19 protein-coding genes and 1 pseudogene are annotated in these 20,880 nt (G+C 60.6%); 10 read left to right on the top strand and 10 right to left on the bottom strand.

The genetic code is table 11. The annotated features are described in order from the left end of the window. The first annotated feature begins 343 nt into the window (after nucleotides 1-343). Both K0F88_RS16840 and K0F88_RS16835 read left to right on the top strand, forming a co-directional pair. Complete coding sequence (locus K0F88_RS16840; RefSeq protein WP_219095774.1) at nucleotides 344-1,318, top strand: D-glycerate dehydrogenase; 975 nt, start codon at nucleotides 344-346, stop codon at nucleotides 1,316-1,318. Between the two features lie 142 nt (nucleotides 1,319-1,460). Next, entirely contained in the window at nucleotides 1,461-1,970 is a 510-nt protein-coding gene (locus K0F88_RS16835) for a DUF2165 family protein (RefSeq protein ID WP_094469028.1), read from the top strand. Between the two features lie 22 nt (nucleotides 1,971-1,992). Here K0F88_RS16835 and K0F88_RS16830 read toward each other — a convergent pair whose 3' ends face one another. Further along, on the bottom strand, nucleotides 1,993-2,895 hold the full coding sequence (locus K0F88_RS16830; protein ID WP_219095773.1) for a DMT family transporter: 903 nt from the start codon (nucleotides 2,893-2,895) through the stop codon (nucleotides 1,993-1,995). A 138-nt stretch (nucleotides 2,896-3,033) separates the two neighbouring features. On the opposite strand from K0F88_RS16830, the gene K0F88_RS16825 reads away from it, so the two are divergent. Beyond that, nucleotides 3,034-3,909 carry an AraC family transcriptional regulator gene (locus tag K0F88_RS16825; RefSeq protein ID WP_219095772.1) on the top strand — a complete coding sequence of 292 codons (876 nt, stop codon included), beginning with the start codon at nucleotides 3,034-3,036 and terminating at the stop codon, nucleotides 3,907-3,909. Nucleotides 3,910-4,052: 143 nt separating this feature from the next. Here K0F88_RS16825 and K0F88_RS16820 read toward each other — a convergent pair whose 3' ends face one another. The 6 genes from K0F88_RS16820 to K0F88_RS16795 all read right to left on the bottom strand — a co-directional run bounded on the left by K0F88_RS16820 (nucleotide 4,053) and on the right by K0F88_RS16795 (nucleotide 10,463). Further along, nucleotides 4,053-6,482 carry a TonB-dependent receptor gene (locus tag K0F88_RS16820; RefSeq protein WP_219095771.1) on the bottom strand — a complete coding sequence of 810 codons (2,430 nt, stop codon included), beginning with the start codon at nucleotides 6,480-6,482 and terminating at the stop codon, nucleotides 4,053-4,055. A 225-nt stretch (nucleotides 6,483-6,707) separates the two neighbouring features. Further along, nucleotides 6,708-7,697, bottom strand: coding sequence for a FecR family protein (locus tag K0F88_RS16815; protein WP_219095770.1), 990 nt, complete (start codon nucleotides 7,695-7,697; stop codon nucleotides 6,708-6,710). Next, entirely contained in the window at nucleotides 7,694-8,257 is a 564-nt protein-coding gene (locus K0F88_RS16810) for an RNA polymerase sigma factor (RefSeq protein WP_219095769.1), read from the bottom strand. The genes K0F88_RS16815 and K0F88_RS16810 overlap by 4 nt, the downstream gene beginning before the upstream one ends. Beyond that, nucleotides 8,257-8,580 carry a DUF3325 domain-containing protein gene (locus tag K0F88_RS16805; RefSeq protein WP_094469034.1) on the bottom strand — a complete coding sequence of 108 codons (324 nt, stop codon included), beginning with the start codon at nucleotides 8,578-8,580 and terminating at the stop codon, nucleotides 8,257-8,259. The genes K0F88_RS16810 and K0F88_RS16805 overlap by 1 nt, the downstream gene beginning before the upstream one ends. Next, nucleotides 8,581-10,161, bottom strand: coding sequence for a PepSY domain-containing protein (locus tag K0F88_RS16800; protein WP_219095768.1), 1,581 nt, complete (start codon nucleotides 10,159-10,161; stop codon nucleotides 8,581-8,583). Beyond that, complete coding sequence (locus tag K0F88_RS16795) at nucleotides 10,158-10,463, bottom strand: DUF3649 domain-containing protein (RefSeq protein ID WP_094469036.1); 306 nt, start codon at nucleotides 10,461-10,463, stop codon at nucleotides 10,158-10,160. Before K0F88_RS16795 ends, K0F88_RS16800 begins: the two co-directional genes overlap by 4 nt. A 177-nt stretch (nucleotides 10,464-10,640) precedes the next feature. Between K0F88_RS16795 and K0F88_RS16790 the strand changes: the two genes are divergently transcribed. The 3 genes from K0F88_RS16790 to fecA all read left to right on the top strand — a co-directional run bounded on the left by K0F88_RS16790 (nucleotide 10,641) and on the right by fecA (nucleotide 14,565). Beyond that, nucleotides 10,641-11,129: a sigma-70 family RNA polymerase sigma factor gene (locus tag K0F88_RS16790; protein ID WP_219095767.1), complete on the top strand. Its 489-nt coding sequence runs from the start codon at nucleotides 10,641-10,643 to the stop codon at nucleotides 11,127-11,129. Beyond that, nucleotides 11,126-12,064 carry a FecR domain-containing protein gene (locus tag K0F88_RS16785; RefSeq protein WP_219095766.1) on the top strand — a complete coding sequence of 313 codons (939 nt, stop codon included), beginning with the start codon at nucleotides 11,126-11,128 and terminating at the stop codon, nucleotides 12,062-12,064. The genes K0F88_RS16790 and K0F88_RS16785 overlap by 4 nt, the downstream gene beginning before the upstream one ends. A gap of 167 nt (nucleotides 12,065-12,231) precedes the next feature. Continuing rightward, entirely contained in the window at nucleotides 12,232-14,565 is a 2,334-nt protein-coding gene (gene fecA / locus K0F88_RS16780; RefSeq protein WP_219095765.1) for a TonB-dependent Fe(3+) dicitrate receptor FecA, read from the top strand. 281 nt (nucleotides 14,566-14,846) lie between these two features. On the opposite strand, the gene K0F88_RS16775 is transcribed toward fecA, so the two are convergent. Together K0F88_RS16775 and K0F88_RS16770 are read right to left on the bottom strand one after the other, a co-directional pair. Further along, a complete protein-coding gene (locus K0F88_RS16775) occupies nucleotides 14,847-15,254 on the bottom strand; it encodes an HPF/RaiA family ribosome-associated protein (RefSeq protein WP_219095764.1) in 408 nt (135 codons plus the stop codon). Nucleotides 15,255-15,467: 213 nt separating this feature from the next. Further along, the gene (locus K0F88_RS16770; RefSeq protein ID WP_219095763.1) at nucleotides 15,468-16,415 is read right to left on the bottom strand and encodes a LysR substrate-binding domain-containing protein; all 948 of its coding nucleotides are present in this window, start codon (nucleotides 16,413-16,415) and stop codon (nucleotides 15,468-15,470) included. A 135-nt stretch (nucleotides 16,416-16,550) separates the two neighbouring features. Here K0F88_RS16770 and K0F88_RS16765 point away from each other — a divergent pair, with 135 nt between their 5' ends. The 3 genes from K0F88_RS16765 (at nucleotide 16,551) to K0F88_RS16755 (ending at nucleotide 19,824) form a co-directional block, all read left to right on the top strand. After that, the gene (locus K0F88_RS16765; RefSeq protein WP_219095762.1) at nucleotides 16,551-17,927 is read left to right on the top strand and encodes an L-serine ammonia-lyase; all 1,377 of its coding nucleotides are present in this window, start codon (nucleotides 16,551-16,553) and stop codon (nucleotides 17,925-17,927) included. 61 nt (nucleotides 17,928-17,988) lie between these two features. After that, entirely contained in the window at nucleotides 17,989-19,290 is a 1,302-nt protein-coding gene (locus K0F88_RS16760) for an HAAAP family serine/threonine permease (RefSeq protein ID WP_219095761.1), read from the top strand. A gap of 216 nt (nucleotides 19,291-19,506) precedes the next feature. Beyond that, entirely contained in the window at nucleotides 19,507-19,824 is a 318-nt protein-coding gene (locus K0F88_RS16755) for a DUF3509 domain-containing protein (protein ID WP_094469041.1), read from the top strand. Here the strand turns inward: K0F88_RS16755 and K0F88_RS16750 are convergent. After that, nucleotides 19,821-20,321: a phosphate-starvation-inducible protein PsiE gene (locus tag K0F88_RS16750; RefSeq protein WP_172792284.1), complete on the bottom strand. Its 501-nt coding sequence runs from the start codon at nucleotides 20,319-20,321 to the stop codon at nucleotides 19,821-19,823. The genes K0F88_RS16755 and K0F88_RS16750 overlap by 4 nt on opposite strands. A gap of 314 nt (nucleotides 20,322-20,635) precedes the next feature. Here K0F88_RS16750 and K0F88_RS16745 point away from each other — a divergent pair. Continuing rightward, a pseudogene (locus K0F88_RS16745) lies at nucleotides 20,636-20,875 on the top strand (YebG family protein); the annotation flags it as partial. Nucleotides 20,876-20,880 lie beyond the last annotated feature (5 nt).

The raw sequence follows: 20,880 nt of genomic DNA, 5'->3' as shown, positions 1-20,880 counted from the left end.
TGTCCCCGGATGGATACCGGAGCGAAGGTACGCCGAGCCTTAGCGAGGGGCCGGACGCTTGGGGCGAGACCTTTTGGTTCCTTTTGGCTGGGCCGGCACTCCGGGCGTTTGCCAAAAGGGACTCGCCGTAAGGGCGAAACCGCCAGCCGCCGTTACCGCAGGAATGGATATGTACACCTGAAAGAGACTGGTCGGCTATTAGGCCGCCATCGCTGGCAAGCCAGCTCCCACAATTGTATTGGGTACATCACAAATCCCCGCAGTCACCCCGCCCACTCGCACAATGCTGGAAAAGAATGTTAGCGTGCTTGGCATTCACCAAGCCCCGACGAGCCCTCCTCCCATGAAAAAGACCGTCCTCGCCTTCAGCCGCATCACCCCGGAAATGGTCGAGCGCCTCAAGCAAGACTTCGACGTCATCGTCCCCAATCCGAAAAACGGCGACATCAACGCCCAATTCAACGAAGCCCTGCCCCACGCCCACGGCCTGATCGGCGTCGGTCGCAAACTCGGCCGCGCACAACTGGAAAACGCCACCAACCTTGAAGTCGTCTCCAGCGTCTCCGTCGGCTACGACAACTACGATGTCGCCTACTTCAACGAACGCGGGATCATGCTGACCAACACGCCGGATGTGCTCACCGAAAGCACCGCCGACCTGGCATTCGCCCTGCTCATGAGCAGTGCCCGCCGCGTCGCCGAACTCGACGCCTGGACCAAGGCCGGCCAATGGCAAGCCACCGTCGGCGCCCCGCTGTTCGGCTGCGATGTACACGGCAAAACCCTGGGCATCGTCGGCATGGGCAACATCGGCGCGGCCATTGCCCGTCGCGGTCGCCTGGGCTTCAACATGCCAGTCATCTACAGCGGCAACAGCCGCAAGACCGAGCTGGAACAAGAACTCGGCGCGCAGTTCCGCAACCTTGACGAACTGCTGGCCGAAGCCGATTTCGTCTGCCTCGTCGTCCCGCTCAGCGAGAAAACCCGGCACTTGATCAGCCACCGCGAACTGGCCCTGATGAAGCCGAGCGCCATCCTGGTCAACATCGCCCGCGGTCCGGTCGTCGACGAGCCTGCCCTGATCGAAGCGCTGCAAAACAACCGCATTCGCGGCGCCGGGCTGGACGTCTACGAGAAAGAACCGCTGGCCGAGTCGCCGTTGTTCCAGCTGAAAAACGCGGTGACGTTGCCGCACATCGGCTCCGCGACCCATGAAACCCGCGAGGCCATGGCCAACCGCGCGTTGGCTAACCTGCGCAGCGCACTGCTGGGCGAGCGGCCGCAAGATCTGGTCAATCCGCAAGTGTGGAAAGGCTAACTAAAACGGGCAAATACTTATCAAGTATCTGCCCGCTTCTTACATAACTTGCAATTCAGTCAACTCACTAAAAAAGTTCAAGCGCTATACACTCATCACTGCTTATTCGACTCACGAAAAATAGTGTTGGAGCACATTAAACTTGAACAGCCTAACCACCGACAAGATCATCAGATACAGCAAATTATCATTAATGGCTTATATAAGCTTTTTTGGCCTTTTGGTGATGTACAGCAACTTCACCGACTACGCATCCAACTATGAATACGTCGGCCACATCCTGAGCATGGACACCACAAGGGAAAACATTAAGCTGAACTACCGGGCAATCACCTCACCCATGCTCCACCACCGGATCTATTGGTTCATCATTACACTTGAAGTTATCTATACCGCCTTTTGCCTGGTCGGTGCCTATCACCTTTACCGAAACCTGAACGCGTCTGCCGACCTATTCCATGAGGCCAAAAAGTTCTCAATCATCGGATTATTGATCGCCATATTTGTCTACTACGTTTGTCTGCAAGTGATCGGCGTTGAATGGTTCAACATGGACGAATCACACACCTGGAATGCCAAGGACTGGGCCCGGCATATTGTCGACTTCATACTTCCGCTGCTGATATTCGTTGCGCTCAGGACCGAACGCTAAGCGCACTCGGCCCCCAACGCTTTCATGCGAGCTTGCCATTGCCTTGCGCTATCGGCGCCTTGGGTTTGCGGAACACCAGTACGTTGCCCAGCATCACCAACACCAACCCCACCAATGCCGGCGCGGTCCATTGATAGCCTTCGGCAAACGCCGAGACATTGAGCGCCACGACCGGGAACAGCACGGTGCAATAGGCCGCCCGCTCCGGGCCCATACGCCCGACCAGCGTCAAGTAAGCGGTGAAGCCAATGACCGAACCCGGAATCACCAGGTACAGCAGCGAGCCGATGTAACGCGCGTTCCATTCCATGTCGAACGGAATGTCCTTGAGCAGACACCACACCGACAACATCGCGGCGCCATACGCCATGCCCCAGGCGTTAGTGGTCAACGGTTTCAAACCGGCCTTCTGTTGCAAGCTCGAGAGCATGTTACCGGCCGAGAAACACAGGGTTCCAAGCAATGCCAAGCCCAGGCCGAGCAGGGTTTCCGGGCTGGCGGTGTGGCCGGCCAGTTCCGGCCAGAACAACAGGCCAAGCCCGGACAGGCCCAGCGCACCGCCCATCAAAACGTTGCGAGCGATTTTCTGGCCGAAGAACACCCGTGCATTGAGCGCATTCCACAACGTGGCCGTGGAAAACACCACGGCGACCAGACCGCTGGGAATCCACTGGCTGGCGGTCAGGAAACACATGAAGTTGACGCAGAACAGGCACAAGCCCTGTGCCAGACAGATCAAATGCCCGCGACGGTTCATCACTTGCAGGCGTCGGCTGAGCAGCAACAGGACGAACAGCACCAGCGCCGCGAGGCCGAAGCGATAAACGATCGACACGGGAATGGCCACCACACCCAGCTGCCATTTCAAGGCAATCCAAGTGGTGCCCCAGATCAGCACGGTCAGCAAGTACAACGACAGGTTCATGACAAAGGCTCCTCGATAGGAACTCAGTGTCCTGCGCCAAGCGTGGGCGCACTTGCATAAACTTGCGCTTTTGTCGTGGCAGAGGCTGGCAGCGCATGGTCTACGGAGTAGGATGCAAGGTGTTGGAGAGAAGCGATCATGCCCGCACTGGAAACCCTGCAAGTCTTTCAAGCCCTCAACCGCTCGCCCAATGCTCGTCTGGAGCAAAGCGCCGAGCTTGGTGACGGCATGGCTGCAGCCCTGTGGAGCAACCATCACGATGCCCAAGACTACGAAGCCCCAAGCCACCACACCTTGTCCTGCTACATCGCCGGCGGCACCGGCACGTTCCGCCGCGACCAGCCCGGCACCAAGGGCGGCCCGGACAAGCTGTGCATCCTGCCGGCCGAGCATCAATCGGGTTGGGTGATCAACGGCGACATTCGCCTGGCCCATGTGTATTTCAGCCCCGAACAATTCGCCCTCGGCTGTGTCACGCTGCTGGACCGCGAGCCACGCGAACTGCAATTGCGCGAAGCCACTTTCCTTGACGATCCAGCACAGGCCCGACGCTTTCGGCAGATGCTCACCCTCAACTGGGATGAGCCCGGCGAACGCCTGCTCACCAGCAGCCTGGCTCACGAAATGCTCAGTCACGTGTTGCTCGGCCAGGTCGGGATGCGTGAAGGCTTACGGTTAAAAGGTGGCTTGGCGGCGCATCAGCGGCGGCAGTTGGTGGAGTTCATCGACAATCAGTTGGCCGAGGCGATCAGCCTGGGGCAACTGGCGGCGTTGTGTGCGCTGTCGGAATATCACTTTGCGCGGATGTTTCGGGAGAGCTTTGGCTTGCCGCCGCATCAGTATGTGTTGGCGCGCAGAGTGAGCCGGGCGCGGGAGTTGTTGCGTTCGACCTCGCAGCCTTTGGGGGAGATTGCGCTGGCGTGCGGGTTTGCCAGCGCGAGTCATTTCACCAATCGGTTTCGGCAGGTTTTGGGGGGGACGCCTGGGGAGTATCGGCAGGCGTTTTTGCGTTAACTCCTAGATTTTCAGCGTCTTCGAAATCGCCATCGCGGGCAAGCCCGGCTCCCACAGGTCAGGTGTCGAACCTATCTTTTGTGAACGACACTATCCCTGTGGGAGCCGGGCTTGCCCGCGATGAACGATGACGCGGTCTGCGATCAGAATTCCAGTGTGCTGGACAACGAAATCTGCCGCGAATCCCCCATCGACACAAAGAACCGGCTCGCAGCCGAGGTGTAGTAGGTGCGGTCAAACAGGTTCTTCACGTTGAGCTGAAACTTGACCTTTTGCCCTTCAACCTTGGTGTCGTAGGTCGCGAACGCATCGGCCACGGTGTAGCTCGGCAGGTCGAAATCGTTGACGGCGTTACCCGCCCGCTCGCCGACGTAACGCGCACCCGCGCCGACCCGCAGTTGATCGCCGCCGACAATGGTCCCGAAGTCATAGACCGCCGACAGCGAGCCGCTGTTCTTTGCGACGTTTTGCAGTTTTTTGCCCTTGTAGGTCGGGTCTTCGGTGACTTCGGCGTCGGTGTAGGCATAGCTGCCGATCATGCTCCAGCGGTCGCTGAGCTGGCCGCTCAAATCCACTTCCAGACCACGGGAGCGCACTTCGCCGGCGGCGCTGTAAATCGTCACCGGGCCTTCGGAGTTGGCCACCAGCACGTTGCGTTTCTTGATGTCGAACAGCGCGACGTTGCCGGTCACGCGCCCTGGCATATCAAGCTTGGCGCCGATTTCCCAGGACTTGGCTTCTTCCGGCGCGACGCTGCCGTCGAGCACGGTGCTGCTGCCGCTCAACGGCGCGATGGTCGAGTTGGGTTTGAACGATTCGGTGTAGCTGCCGTAGAACGACAGCTCATCGGTGAAGCGATAAACCAGACCGGCGCGCGGCACCCATTTCTGACCGTTGCTGTCGGTGTTGGCCTGAAACGGCACGCCCTTGCCGGCGTACTGGTCGTATTCCTGAAAGCGTGCGCCTGCGACGAAAATCCATTGATCGGTGAGGTGGATAGAGTCCTGCAGGAAGATCGAATCGCTGCGCAGCTCATCGGTCTGCGCACTGTCCGCCGGGCTGACCGTGGTGCCGGCGACTTCGCGACCGTAGACCGGATTGACGTAGCTGAAGGTGCTCAGGCTTTTCTGGCGGATCAGGTCTTCGCGGTAGATCTTGCGGTATTCGTCATCGACGCCGAACACCAGGTCGTGTTGCATACCCAACACGTTCACCTTGCCTTCGAGGCTGGCGGTGGTGAAACGGTCGGTGCTGATCGCGTTCTGAGTGCCGTCCATGCTGCGGGTCAGCGTGCCGCGTCGGGTGTCGATGGCGGTGACGCGCACCTGGCTGGCGTCGTAGGTTTCACGGTTCCAGCTGTAGCCGAAGTGGGCATTCCAGTTGTCATTGAGCTCGTGATCGGCCTCGAAGTGGTAGAGGTCCGAGCGGCCTTCCATGTTGTTGAAGGGCTCGTCCAGGCGTTCATTGCGCGAGATGTCCAACGGATGGTTGGTGCGCGGATCGATGACCGTGCCGCGGTCGAACGGGGTCAGGAACTCGCGGTGTTCGTAGGAGAAAAGCAGCTTGGTGCTTTCGCCGAACCAGGCCAGCGACGGCGCCACCAGCGTTTCGCGGTGGGTGCCGAAGTTGCGCCAGTAATCTTCGTCTTCGTGGTCCAGCACCATGCGGTAAGCGAAGCCGGAATCACCGAGCGCGCCGGTGCTGTCGAGGCCGCCGCCGCTGCCGTTTTTGCCGTCGCCGTAGGTCGAGCCGCGCAGCGTCAGGGCGTTGTATTGCTCCATCTCGGGTTTCTTGCTGACCATGTTGACCACGCCGCCCGGGTCCTGGATGCCGTACAGCAGCGAGGCCGGTCCCTTGAGCACTTCGACCCGGTCCACGGTCGCATTCATGCCTCGGCCCTGCACGATCGGCATGCCGTCGCGCATGATCGAGCCGTTGCGGTTGTCGCCGAAACCGCGAGTCATCACCGAATCCTGAGTGCTCGCCAGCGTGTTGCCCTGGGTGATGCCGCTGACGTTGGCCAGTGCGTCATCCAAATTGCGCGGTGCCTGATCGCGAATGACCTGGGCCGGAATGACGTTGACGGTCTGCGGGATTTCCTGGAGCAAGGCCGACGAGCGCATCACCGAACTGGTGGGCGGCGGTTGATAGCTCATGGACTGATCGGCCACCGAGTTGATGGTGGTCGTGCCCAGATTCAACGTGCCGGCGCTGGGCAGCGGTTCAAGCACCAGGGTGTGAGCATCGCTACGGCGGAAGGTGAAGCCCGAACCGCTGAGCAAACGCTGCAGCGCCTGCTCGGCGCTCAACGGGCCATTGACCGCCGGGGCGGTGAGGCCGTAGGGCGCTTCATCGGTGTAGACCACGCTGATACCGGTGACGCGGCTGAAGTCGCTCAAGGCCTGGGGCAGCGGCTTGGCAGCGATGGCGAAGCTGAACTGCGTGCGCTGTTGCGTGGTGCCCGCCTCAGCGGCCGATGCGACGCTCGATGGCAGCAAGGCCAACGCCGACATACTCAGTGCAGAAGCACCCAACCACTGTTTGACCGAACCCGGTTTTGCCCTGGACTTCATTGCTCAATGACCTGTGTAGAACCTACGGGATGCGAATGACTCGCAGTTTCAGTCACTACACGGATGAGGGTCGGGTTTACCTCATCAAAATGTTGAAAATAATTTTTGGCCTTGAGGGATGTGGTGCCTGATCTGCCGCCATCGCGGGCAAGCCCGCTCCCACAGTGATCTGTGGCGTTCGCAAAACCTGTGGGAGCGGGCTTGCCCGCGATGGGGCCGGTAGCCTCACCGCAAAATGATCAGATGCCCCATCACCTTGGTCTGCTCAAACCCCAAAACGCCCTGCAACGAACTCAACACCGCCTGCGGGTCCTTGCTCGGAAAACTGCCACTGACCCGCCGCGTCGCCAATTCATCATTGAGCAGCACAATTCGCCCCAGGTAATAACGCCCCAGGTCTTGCACCACCTCGGCGAGCGTTGTCTTGTAGTAATTGAGCCAGCCCTGACGCCAGGCCAGTTGCGCTTCGCTGTCGACGGCGTGCAATTTTTCCGCCGCACCCTCGCCATACGCCACTTGCTGGCCGGCGGTCAGAATCTGCTGCTCGGCGTGCTTATCCGCTGTCACGCCGACCCGTCCGGACAGCACCGTGACCTGCGCACCATGGGGCTGCAAACGCACTTCGAACTGCGTGCCCAACACCCGCGCCTGACCCTTTTCAGCATCGACCACAAACGGATCGCCCGTGTGGGTCACGCTAAAAAATCCGGCACCGCGACGCAGCTGAACATGGCGCTCGCCGCGACTGAAATCCACAGCGATGGCGCTGTCGGCATCCAGCGTGACTTGCGACTGATCGGCCAGTGTCACGGTGCGAATTTCCCCCGGCGCAGACACATAGTCCGCCCCCAGATCATCGATCCAGCGCGTCGGCTGCCAACCCGCGCCGAGGCCGACCATCAGCACCAGGCACGCGGCCATGGCCAGCGCGCCGGACCAGCGCCGCACGCTAGTACGTCGGGATCGGTTCATTGCATTGAGGTAACCCTGCAAGGCGAAAGCGTCTTCATCGGCCAGGGTTCGCGCCGGCACTTCGCTCAATTCCCACAGCACTTGCGCCTGGGCGTAAGCCTCGGCGTGGGCGGGATCGGCCTGGAGCCAGCGGCTGAAAGTGAGTTGATCGCCGCTGCTCGGTTGGTCGTGCAACAGGCTCAGCCAGGCGAGCGCAGCCTGCTCCTGAGCGGGCGTCGGGGTGACGCGGTCGAGTGGATTCACGGTGCTTTCCCTGGCGTGCGCGTTGGCGGTTCCTGCAGGCTGGCCTTGCAGGCATCGAGGGCGCGCATCATATGTTTTTCCACGGCGCTTTGGGACAGGCCCATGGCCTTGGCGATCTGCGCATATTTGCGGCCATGGATGCGGTTGAGCAGAAAGATCTGCCGGGTACGTTCCGGCAACGCGCGCAACGCCGCTTCGACGTGACGCAGGTCGTTGCCCGCCTCCAGCGCCGCTTGTGGTTCGCTGCCCTGGCTGTCCGGTTGATCCGGCATCCAGCCTTCGTTGACCCGCACCCGCGTGCCTTCGCTGCGCAGATGATCGATGGCAATGTTGCCGGCGCAACGCAGAAGATAGGTGCTGAGTTCCTCGACCTGCACCAGCGGCCGCCGCCAGAAACGCAGAAACAAGTCTTGCACCAGGTCGGCGGCGGTCGCTCGGCAGCCGACACGCCGGCTCACCAGCGCTTCCATCTGCGAACGCTGGGACAGGAACACCTGAAGGAAATGCGCGCGGGCGCCGCGATGCTCTTCATCGTGTGATTCAGGTGGAGTGGTGATCATCACTGCGCAAACACGGCGACGGGGCTCGCGAGCAGGCTCAACCCGGCCAACGCCAAAGCCAGGCGCGGGCGATACGGCATCAACAACACCAACAGCAAGGCGCTGAGCATCAACACCGCAAACCACTCCACCAACCCGAGCCCCCAACCGGTTTTCGCCACCGCCGCCCATAACGAAACGGCCAGCAGCAACCAGCCGCTCAGCTTGAACGTTTTGCGTCGCCGGGCTGACGATTTGCGCCCCAGCAGTTCGGCGTGATGCCGATCCATCGATAAACACAGCGCGGTGAAACCGCCGTAGCAGAGCAGCAGGGCCAACAGCATTCAGTTCACCTTTTGCTCAAGCGTGATCGGTCGGGCACGGTCTTTGGCGACGCGAACGGTCTGCCCGGTGCGTTGCATTTTCCAGGCAGCCCAAGCCAGGAACAGGCCACTGCCCAGGCACGTCAAATCGAACCCGGCGAGCGTCCAGTCACCCTGCGACAGCGTCACGCCCAAGTGATACGGCGTGGTGAGCGCATTCAACAGTGGCACGCCGCAGAACAGCAACGCAGCCACGGCGAGTTGCTCGACCCATGCCGCGCGTCCACGGCGGATCACCGCATGAACCGCGCTCAAGCCCCAGACGATGAAGAAGCTGTTCACTTCCCAATCCGCCCTTGTGGCCATCTCCACCGGCAGCAACCGATTGGCCCAGAAGAACGCCGCCACCGCGACCACCAGCCCGGACATGCTGGCAATGTTCAGCACTTCGACGAGCCGCAACTCGAAGGGCATTACGCCGCTTTTCGCATGTTTGAGCTGGCGCTTGCCGAGCCAGATCACCAGCCCGGTGCCGATCATCGCGGTGCTCGCCAACCCGCAAATGAAGTACAGCCAGCGCAGCACGGGGCTCGCGAAATGGCCCATGTGCAAGCCATAGAAACTGCCGGCGATGGCCATCGGCACCGGTTGCTGCGGCGTGGCGCTGAGTTGCTGGCCGGTCACGCCGTGGAAGGTCACCGCGCTGCTGGCGTCATAAATCACTCGGTCGGCGTCATCCCTTGAGACGACAATCGAGGCATTCGCATCCCCCGGATTGTTCACCGTCAGCCGTTCCGCCCGGCCGCCCGACCACTGCGCGCGCGCCCGCTCCAGCAGCGGCGCCATCGGTGCCAGTTCGGCCGGTTTGCCGGCAAGCTCGGGCGTGCTGGAGGCCGGGAACACCTCCGCGTAAAACGCGCGGGGATCGCCTTTGTACGAGGCCAGAATGCTCGCCGGCATCACCATCGCCATGAAAATCACCAGGCTGCTGTAAGTGATCATCAGATGGAACGGCAACACCAGAACGCCCACCGCGTTGTGCCCGTCCAGCCAGGACCGCTGGCCTTTGCGGGGGCGGAAGGTGAAGAAGTCCTTGAAGATTTTCTTGTGGGTGATGATCCCGGTGATCAGGCCGATGAACATCACCATGGCTGCGATGGTCGACAACCAGCGGCCCCACGGATAGGGCATTTGCAGCTGGAAGTGGAAACGATAGAAGAAGTCGCCGCCCATGGATTCGCGGCCCTGCACTTCACTGCCGGTTTGCGCGTCGAGCAGTTTCTCGGTGAATTGCCCGCGCTCGCCGGGTTTGGCCGGCGTCTGCTGCCAACGCACCGACAGGCCCGGTTCCCGAGCGCTCGGCAAGTCGATCAGCCAGCGCGAGGCACCGGCTGCGTGGTGCTGGAGGTAGTTTTGCGCCAGGGTCAGACTGGCTTCGGAGGTCACCGCACGCGCCGGTATCTCGGGCTGCATCCAGTGACTGATCTCGTCCTTGAAATAGGCGAGCGTGCCGGTCAGGAAAATCGCGAACAACAACCAACCAAAGGTCAACCCGGCCCAAGTGTGCAACCAGGCCATCGCCTGACGAAATCCCTCTTTCATGCGTGGCCCATCCAGTACGCCAACCCGGACACCGCTGCCAGCACCAGGCTCGCCACGATCAATCCGAACCAGGCTCGCCAGGCACTGCGACAGGCAAAACACCAGAACACCGCAATCAGATAGGCCAGAAACGAGCTCATCATCCCGGTCACCACGGCTTCGGCCCGGGCCATCGGCAACCAGGAGCTCAGGCTGATACTGGCCAGCGCCGCGACGATGTAGCCGCCCAACACCGCGGCCAGCACTCGTGAAGTGACGGCCAATCGATAAGAAGCGGGGAGCGTGCTGATTTTGCCTTTCATGTTTCGACCTTGAAACCGGGTGAGGCCGCGTGAAGATCACGGGCCAGCAAGCGCGCAATATTAATGATAAATATTCTCATACGCAAAACAGATCCGATTGCCGGGGGCTGTTGCGCACCAATACAATGCGAACAATTCTTGTTCTCTAACGTATCCGTTTGTGTCGGAGTGGTTCTGTTGCAGCCCGCCAATCCCGTCGAAATCCTCTATCACGCCCACCACCAATGGCTCACCGGTTGGTTGCGGCGCAGGCTTGGCTGCCCGGACAGCGCGGCCGACCTGGCCCAGGACACGTTCATTCGCGTGCTCACGGCCCGGGAAACGCCGCAAATCATCGAACCGCGAGCGTTCCTCACGACGATCGCCAAACGCGTGCTGTTCAACCATTACCGTCGCCAGGATCTGGAACGCGCCTACACCGAAGCACTGGCGCAAATGCCCGAGGTGTACGCGCCGTCCGAGGAAGAGCGGGCAATCATCCTGCAAACCCTGATGGAGCTGGACCAGTTGCTGGACGGTTTACCAAGGCTGGTCAAACGCGCCTTTTTGCTCGCGCAGGTCGATGGCCTGACTTATCCACAGATCGCGGCCGAACTGGGCATTTCCATTGCCACGGTCAAACGCAATTTGAGTAAAGCCGCCATGCGCTGCTATTTCGCACTATGAACGGCACTCCGGATTTCTCCTCCCAGGTCGCCGAGCAGGCCGTGCACTGGCTGATGGAAATGCAGCAAGGCCCGCTGAACCCGCGCCAGCAGCATGCCTGGCAGCAATGGCACGATGCGCACAGCGAACATCAACGGGCGTGGGAGCATATCCAGCGGGTCAATCAGCGACTTCGCGGTGTGTCCTCTCCGCTGGCCCACGCGACGCTCAATGCGCCGAAGTCCGGCAGCCGACGTCAGGCGCTGAAACTGCTGCTGATTCTCGGCGCAGGTTCTGCAGTCACTTGGGGCATGCGCGAACACAACGTGCTGCCGCCGTTGCTCGCCGATTACCGCAGCCCCGTCGGTCAGCGGCGCAAGGTGGCGCTCGGCGCAGGCAATCAGTTGCAGCTCAACACCGCGAGTTCGGCGGATGTGCGGGTGGAGGGTCAGCAACGGCTGATCCGTTTGCTGGAGGGCGAACTGCTGTTGACCGCCAGCCGGGCGTTTCAGGTGCAGACCGCGCAGGGTGTGTTGACCACGCAAGGTGGGCGATTGAACGTCCGGCAGTTTGCTGATCGCACCCAGGTGGCCGTGTTCGAGGGCAGTGTCGAGTTGACCCCGGACGGTGGCACACCACTGGTATTGCCCGCCGCCCGGCAACTGGGTTTCGGCCCGCGCGGTGTCGGCAAACCAATGCCGCTGGACGCCAACAGCGGCGCCTGGGCCGACGGCATGCTGGTGGCCGCGCACATGCGCCTCGGCGACTTTCTCGACGAGCTCGGCCGTTATCGTAGAGGGCAGCTTAATTGCGATGCGAAGGTGGCGGATTTGTTGATCTCCGGGACGTATCCGCTGGACGACAGCGAGCGGATTCTTGATCTGCTGGAAATCAGTTTGCCGGTGAAGGTCAGGCGCTTTACGCGGTATTGGGTGACCGTCGAAGCGAAGGTGTAATTCTGGAGCGAGACACCTTACCTGTGGCGAGGGAGCTTGTTCCCTCGCCACAAAAGCCGGTCATTGTCAGCCCAGCAAATAAATTCATCCAATGTGAGCCGTTTTTCAGATCTGGCGTGACAGAGAAGGAAAGCCCCCTTGATTCCACCTTCTCAGGATCGTCCTCCATGCACCCCACCCGCCTCACCCCGCTGGCCCGCACCGTGCGCCAACTCTTGCTGGGCGCCAGCCTGAGCTTCGGCGCGCTGCCGCTCGCACACGCCGCCGACGCCAAGCCGTACCACATCGCACCGTCGTCCCTGGAGAACGCCCTCAACCAGTTCGGTCGTGAAGCCGGCGTGTTGATTACCTTTGGTTCGCAAGTCACTCGCGGTGTGCAGAGTCGTGGCCTGGAAGGCAGCTTCACCCCGTCGCAGGGCCTGGACGCTTTGCTCGAAGGCACCGGCCTGCAAGCGCGCGCCGAGGGCGACAATGCCTTCAGCCTGCAACCGGCGGGCGACACCGCGCTGGAGCTGGACACCTCGAAAGTGGTCGGCGACTGGCTGGGCGAGGCGGCGCCCATCAACGTCTTCGAGCACCCGGGCGCACGTGATGTGATCCGCCGCGAGGAGTTCGAGCGCCAGGGCGCGACCCAGGCCAAGGACGTGCTCAACCGCATCCCCGGCGTGAACGCGCCGGACAACAACGGCACCGGCAGCCATGACATGGCGCTGAACTTCGGCATTCGTGGCCTCAACCCACGCCTGGCGTCCCGCTCGACCGTATTGATGGACGGTATCCCGGTGCCCTTCGCACCTTACGGCCAGCCGCAACTGTCATTCGCCCCAGTGAGCCTCGGCAACATGGACGCGGTGGACGTGGTGCGCGGCGGCGGCGCGGTGCGTTACGGCCCGCAGAATGTCGGCGGCGTGGTCAACTTCGTGACCCGCGCGATTCCCGACGAGCCGACCGTGAAAGGTGGTTTCCAGACCGACACCAGCCCGTCTTCCAGCCACGACGGTTTCAAAACCACCGGCAACTTGCTGGCCGGCGGCACCGCCGACAACGGTCTGGGCGGCGCGCTGTTGTATTCCGGCACCCGCGGCGGCGACTGGCGTGAACACAGCGACACCCAGATCGACGACCTGATTCTCAAGGGCAAATACCAGCTCGATGACGCCAACAGCTTCAACGCGATGGCTCAATATTACGAAGGCAAGGCCGACATGCCCGGCGGCTTGAACGTCGCCGATTACGACGCCGACCCGTACCAGTCGACCCGCCCGAAAGATCAGTTCTGGGGCCGCCGGACGCTGTTCAATTTCGGCTATCGCTATCAGGAAGACCGTCGCGAATTCACGGCCAACACCTTCTTCACCAAAACCCTGCGCAGCGGTTATCTGGATCAGGGTACGTTCCTGTCGTTGTCACCGCGCGAGTATTGGGTGCGCGGCCTGGAAACCCGTTTCGCCCAAGGCTTCGACCTCGGCCCGACCAGCCATGAAGTCGGTGTCGGCTATCGCTACATCAACGAAGCCGGCCACGAACTGCGCTACCGCGAACCAATCGCCAACAATACCTATCCGACCACCAACAGCCGCAATGACCGCGACACCCGTGGCGGCACCGAAGCCAATGCATTCTTTGTCGACGACCGGATCGACATCGGCAAGTGGACACTCACCCCAGGCATTCGCTACGAGATGATCGATTCGCAGCAGACCAACAACCTGACGAACGTGAAGTACAAGGGCGACTACAACACCGCGCTGCCGGCGTTGAACGTGCTCTATCACGTGACAGACACCTGGAATCTCTACGCCAATACCGAAGGCTCGTTCGGCAGCGTGCAATACAGCCAGATGCCGAATCGGGTGACCAGCGGTGAAGTCAAACCCGAGAAGGCGCGGACCTGGGAGTTGGGTACCCGTTACGACAATGGCGCGTTGCGAGCGGAAATTGGCACGTTCCTGATCAACTTCGACAACCAGTACGAAAGTAATCAGACCAATGACTCGGTAATCGCTCGCGGCGAGACCCGTCATCAAGGGATCGAAAGCAGCATCAATTATTCGCTCGATGATTTGAGCCCGTCGCTGGCCGGCTTCGATGTGTACGCCACTTACGCCTACGTGGATGCGACCATCCGCGAAGACGGACCGAACAAGGGCAATCGTGTGCCGTTCTCCTCGAAACACAAAGGAACCATCGGGGTGGGTTACACCGAAGGTGCCTGGAAGCTGAACCTGGACAGCAGCTACCAGAGCGACCAGTTTGCCGACAACGCCAACACCTCGACCGAAAGCGCTGATGGCAGCAACGGCAAGATTCCGGGGTACATGCTGTTCAGCAGCCGCGCGGCGTATGACTTCGGGCCGAAATTGTCGGATTTAAATGTGGCGGTGGGGGTGAAAAACATCCTCAACCACCAGTACTTCACCCGGTCGTTTGATGACAACAACAAGGGCAAGTACGTGGGCGAGCCGCGGACGGTTTATGTGCAGACATCCGTGGCGTTTTGATTACTGTCGACATCACTTGAGTTTGTCGCAGCCCCTGTGGCAAGGGAGCTTGCTCCCGCTGGACTGCGAAGCAGTCCCAAAACCTGCAACTGGGTTCAATCTGGCAAATCGTGTCAGCCAGTCTGCGACTGCTTCGCAGCCGAGCAGGACGGTGCGGCGATTCGACAAGCCCTTCGCCACAGGTCATCGTGGAACCAGCGGATTTGGTGAACACCTCAAACAAGAACGGGCCTGCATAAGCAGGCCCGTTTTCAGTGGGAAGGTAAAAAGTGAATCAGGCTTCAGCCGTTTTGTGCAGCCTGTTCGTTCTCGAAAAACTCATCTTCGAGCAGCGCATCGGCAGCGGTTCGTTCGAATGGCACCACAGCGGCACGTGGTTTGCCCCGCAGTTTGCCGAACAGATGCTCAAGCGCATGTTCGAGTTTTTCCGCCGCACCGTCGATCGCTTGCTCCAGGGTGTCGGCTTTATGAGTGACAGAAATCGGTTGGTGGCCTTTTGGCCGCGCTTCCAGTTGGCAACGCATGTCATGGGGACCTGGCTTGTCGCCATTCTCGTCCCGCAGATGAACCTCGACGCGTGTCAGGTCCTCTTCATAACGTTCGAGCGTGCTCTCAATGGTAGTACGTACCCACTCCTCCAGTCGGATGCTGCTTTGAATATGGTTATCGCTGTTGACTTGGATTTGCATAGTTCATCCCTTATTTCAGCTAGCTCGCGAGAGGCCTTTCGGCTGGCCCTTGGGCGTCATCACCGTGACCTCTTACTTACACAATCGGTCTGCGCGAAGAACATTTCAACCCCTAAAAAAAGATAAATATGGATTCGCAAAAAAAGCCGGACAACGGCAAAAAGCGCTGTTAAGGTCGGGAGTTGGGTCGCACCTCTCTTTAGTCACAATTGCTCACATCTGCCGCTCCGCCAGCGGGTGCAGGCTCCGGAAAATCCCCGCCTCTTCTACCAGCCAGTCATGCACCGCGCGCACGCCCGGATGGCTCAGCGCGCCAGGCGCATAAAGCAGCACGTAGCGCTTGTGATTGGGCACCGCCAGGCCGAACGGCACAATCAATGTCCCCCGCTCCAGTTCATCATTGAGCAACGTGCGCCGCGCAATCGCCACGCCCATGCCGGCAATCGCCGCTTCGATGGTCAGGTGATTGCGATTGAAGGTATGCCCGCGCCGCACGTCCGCGCCTTCGAAGCCGATGGCATTGAGGTAATACTCCCATTCCGCGTACTCGTAACTGCCGCGCCAGGCGGTGATGTCGTGCAGCAGCGGAAAGTGCACCAGGCCCGCCGGGCCGTGCAGCGGTGGTCGGCCGCGCAGCAGGCTCGGGGCGCAGACCGGGAAGATCTGCTCGTCGAGCAAGGTTGTGGATAACAACCCGGGATAACTGCCGTCGTTCAGGTCGATCGCCAGGTCGAAGTCCCCTTCGTGCAACGGCACGCTGCTGTCCTCGGCCACCAGGCGTAACTGAATGTCTGGAAAGCGCTGCTGCAAGCGTGGCAGTCGCGGGGTCAGCCACTTGCTCAGGAACGATGGAATCGAACGCACCCGCAGAATTCCGCTGATCATTCCGGCGTCCAGTCGTCGCAATTCCGCATCGATGCTGCCGTAAGCCTCATTGACCGTGATGGCCAGTCGCTGGCCCTCGGCGCTCAATTCCACGCCGCGCGCACGGCGGTGAAACAAGCGAAAGCCTAACCGCTCCTCCAGCTGGCGGATTTGCTGACTGACCGCACCCGGCGTGATGTGCAGCTCTTCGGCGCAGCGGGTGAACGACAAGTGCCGCGCGGCACAGGAAAACACGTGCAGCCAGACGTAAGTCTGGGCGTGCAATTGGCGACTCATTGTTTAGTCCTGCTAAAGGCTGTCTTAGGAAGTTTCGTTGGTCACGTAGGACCGAGGTAGGCAGTATCGCCGACATTGCGCTTGTCCTACAAAAATGGCAGCGATTTCTCTTCCATTGCTTGTATAGGCTTTAGCATGGCTATCAGTGTTTTCGATCTCTTCAAAGTCGGCATCGGTCCGTCCAGTTCCCACACCGTCGGCCCGATGCGCGCCGCCGCAACCTTCGCCCAGGCACTGATTGACCAGAATTTGCTCGACGCCGTCCGTCGGGTAGAAATCCGTCTTTACGGCTCCCTTTCCGCCACAGGTGTCGGCCACGCGACCGACCGTGCCTGCGTCATGGGCCTGATGGGCGAATGGCCGGACAGCATCGATCCGACCACCGTCGACAGCCGAATCCAGACCCTGCGCGAATCCGGTGAGCTCTCTCTGGCTGGCAACAAGACCATCGCCTTCAACTGGCAACGCGATCTCCTGCTGCTCGACGAGAGTTTGCCTTACCACCCTAACGCCATGTCTCTGACAGCCTTTGGCGAAACCGGTGAGTTGTCGGAGCAAACGTACTACTCGATCGGCGGCGGTTTCATCATCGAAGCGGCGGAAGCCGAGTCCGGTATCGCGCCGGCCAGCGACGTGGTGCTGCCCTACGATTTTTCCAGCGCCGCTGAACTGCTCAAACTCTGCAACCAGCACGGTCTGCGGGTCTCCGAGTTGATGATGGCCAACGAACTGGCCTGGCGCAGCGAAGCTGAAATCCGCCAGGGCTTGCTGCACATCTGGTCGGTGATGCGTGAGTGCGTCGAGCAAGGCCTGCGTCACGAGGGCATCCTGCCCGGCGGTCTGAATGTTCCGCGCCGCGCGGCAAAATTGCACCGCAGCCTGCTGGAAATCGGCAAGCCGAATGTCATCACGTCGACGCTGTCCGCCATGGAGTGGGTGAACCTTTTCGCCCTCGCCGTGAACGAAGAAAACGCAGCGGGCGGGCGCATGGTCACGGCACCGACCAACGGCGCGGCGGGGATCATTCCGGCGGTGTTGCACTACTACATGAAATTCAACCCGGACGCGTCGGACGATGACGTTGTCGCCTTCTTTTTGGGCGCGGCGGCTGTAGGAATACTCTGCAAGAAAAACGCATCCATCTCCGGCGCCGAAGTTGGCTGCCAGGGTGAAGTCGGCTCCGCCTGCGCCATGGCCGCCGCCGGCCTGGCCGACGTGCTCGGCGCCACGCCCGAGCAACTGGAAAACGCCGCTGAAATCGGCCTGGAACACAACCTCGGCCTGACCTGCGACCCGGTCGGCGGCCTGGTGCAAGTGCCGTGCATCGAGCGCAACGCCATCGCGGCGGTGAAGGCGATCAACGCCACGCAAATGGCCCTGCGCGGCGACGGCAAACACTTCATTTCCCTGGACCGGGTGATCCGCACCATGCGCGATACCGGCGCCGACATGCACGACAAATACAAAGAGACTTCACGGGGCGGCCTGGCTGTGAGCTGGGTGGAGTGCTGAGGAGCGCTCCCTGACCGCCCGTAACCGTGAGCCCGAGCAAGAACAATAACGAGGCCAAACGATGACCGATGTACGTACACCTGCTGCCGAAAATCCCGCTGTAGACCTGACACGCAATAGCGAAATAACCCACAAGGGCTGGAGCAAACACGACACCACCTGGATGCTCGGCCTCTATGGCACGGCCATCGGCGCCGGCACGCTGTTCCTGCCAATCAACGCCGGCGTAGGCGGTTTCTGGCCGCTGCTGATCCTGGCGGTGCTGGCATTCCCCATGACCTATTTCGCTCACCGGGGACTGACCCGCTTCGTGCTGTCCGGCCGCTCGGGAGACATCACCGAAGTCGTGGAAGAACACTTCGGCATCGGCGCCGGCAAGCTGATCACGCTGCTGTATTTCTTCGCGATTTTCCCGATTCTGCTGGTGTACAGCGTGGCGCTGACCAACACCTTGAGCAGCTTCATGGAGCATCAATTGCACATCGCCCCGCCACCGCGAGCGATTCTGTCGCTGGTGCTGATTCTCGGTCTGATGGCGATCGTGCGCTGCGGCCAGGGCGTCATCGTCAAATGCATGAGTGTGCTGGTTTACCCGTTCGTCGCGGCGTTGCTGCTGCTCGGCGTCAGCCTGATCCCGAACTGGAACGGCGCGTTCTTCGCCACCGCCAGCGAAGGCATGCCGCTGCCGCTGTTCTTCAAAACCTTGTGGCTGGCGATCCCGGTGATGGTGTTCTCGTTCAACCATTCGCCGATCATTTCCGCGTTCGCCGTTGACCAGAAACAGCGGTACGGCGAACAGGCCGAGCGCAAGAGCAGCGGCATCCTCGCCATCGCCCACGCGATGATGGTGGTGACGGTGATGTTCTTCTGCTTCAGCTGCGTGCTGGCGCTGTCCCCGGCTGACCTGGCGGCGGCGAAGGCGCAGAACATCTCGATCCTGTCGTACCTGGCCAACCACTTCCAGACCCCGGTCATCGCTTATGCCGCGCCGCTGATTGCGCTGGTGGCGATCACCAAATCCTTCCTCGGACACTACATCGGCGCCAGCGAAGGCTTTCAGGGCTTGATCGTGAAAAGCCTGCGCGGCCGTGGTCGCGTGATGTCGGCGAGCTGGCTGAACCGCATCACGGCGCTGTTCATGATTCTCAGCTGCTGGGCCGTGGCGACCTTCAACCCGAGCATCCTCGGCATGATCGAAACCCTCGGCGGGCCGATCATCGCGTGCCTGTTGTTCCTGATGCCGATGTACGCCATCCGCCGCGTGCCGGCCTTGCGCCAGTACTCTGGCCAGGCGTCGAACGTGTTCGTGGTGTTGATCGGTTTGATTGCACTGTCTGCGATCATCTACTCGTTCATGCCCTGAAACGGGCAGGCAAAAAGAAGGCGGGCCTCGGTGCCCGCCTCTTTTTTGCCGTGAACATTGTTCGACAATTTTTCCGGCATGGCCCTTGCTTCATCACCTGAGAGGCAAAAGGACTTTTGAAAACCTCAGCGAGCGGCTTGCCGATGGTCCGGTAACGCGAACCAACCCGATCATGGCCGGTCAACAACTGCACGTTCAATCAGGCGGTGACGCATCATGGACAACCCTTTTCAGCTCATTACCGATGCCTTTGCAGCGGATTATCAGATCAACCTGAGCATTCAGGGTCTGGACGGCAGCATCATGCTGACCCTCTCCAACAGCGGCCATGTGGTTGCCAAGCGGGTGATCAGCGCCGAACAACGCAATGACCCCAAGCGCCTCAAGCGCCTGGTGCAAAGCATTCAGTTCGGCATCGCCATCGAACAGGGCCACAGCGCCGTGGCCATCCTCGAAGCCATGACCGATGGCGACAATCGCAACCTGCCGCCACCCCAGGCCAAAACCCGGCCCCGCCCGACCATGGGCCTTTAAATCTCGCCCTTCTCGACTTCGGGATGCTCACCGGAACCCGTACCGATCTTGCGTTGCGGGTGTTCGATCTTCACCGAAGGGAATTGCGACGAAGCGTAACGCACCACCAGGATCGCAAACGCCAACAGCAGAATCCCGCCGCACAGGTAGATGATCCCCAGGTCCGGCGGATTGTGGTGCGAGACGTTGGAGATCAGCAGCCGCGTCAGCGCCGTGATCGCCACGTAGATCAGGAAGCGCACCGGCATGTGGTTGGTCTTGAAGTAAATCCCGACCATCGCCCCCAGTTCCAGGTAGATGAACAGCAGCAAGATGTCATCGATCTTGATGTGCCCTTCTTCGATCATCCCCAGAAATTCCATCACCGCCGCCCACGCGGTGACTGCACCGATGGCGAACAGCGCCAGGTAATGGAAGGTCTCGACGAACAGATTGCCCAGGGACTCGGCCAATTGATGCACGTTCTGCCGCAGATTCTCGGCCCAGTTGATTTTCACGATGATTCTTCCTTAGCTCGGTTCGAGCGGATGATGCGGTTTTGACGTGACGGTTGTTCTGCATGCAGAAAAAAGGCCAGGGGCGCCTGCCACATGATGGCGAGATGCTCTAAAACGCGCTCCGTGGCGTTTGGTCGCACCTGTGGGAGCTAGCCTGCTAGCGATGGGCGCGCCACGGTTTAAATGACAAACCCTCATTTCGGTCTACATTAAAAAGCCACTACCCAAAGCGCAGGGATTCGCTTATCCTTTTCGCTGTATATAAATACAGTGGTCGAAACAGACAACTAATGTGAAGGCATGTGAGGTGGTGAATGGCCGTCGAAGTGGTATACCGCAGCAGCCGAGATCTGGAGCGCTTGTTCATGGATAAAGCCGAAGCTGACCGTCATGACAAAATGCTCGAACTGGCTGAATTGCTGGCTGAAGTGTTGCAGAAAGCCGTTCCGTCCCTGACCGAACAGCAAGTGGAAGAAGCCGGGATCTACATGGCGAAGAATCGCGATGTGTTCGCCAAGGCATTCAAGAGCCAGCCGGATGCGTTGTCCGAACTGCTGAA

It is taken from the genome of Pseudomonas sp. UMAB-40 (assembly GCF_900095275.1).
In the GTDB taxonomy this organism is placed as follows: domain Bacteria; phylum Pseudomonadota; class Gammaproteobacteria; order Pseudomonadales; family Pseudomonadaceae; genus Aquipseudomonas; species Aquipseudomonas mandelii_B.
Note: the sequence above shows the minus strand (reverse complement) of the source record. Positions and strands in the feature narration are given on the sequence as shown.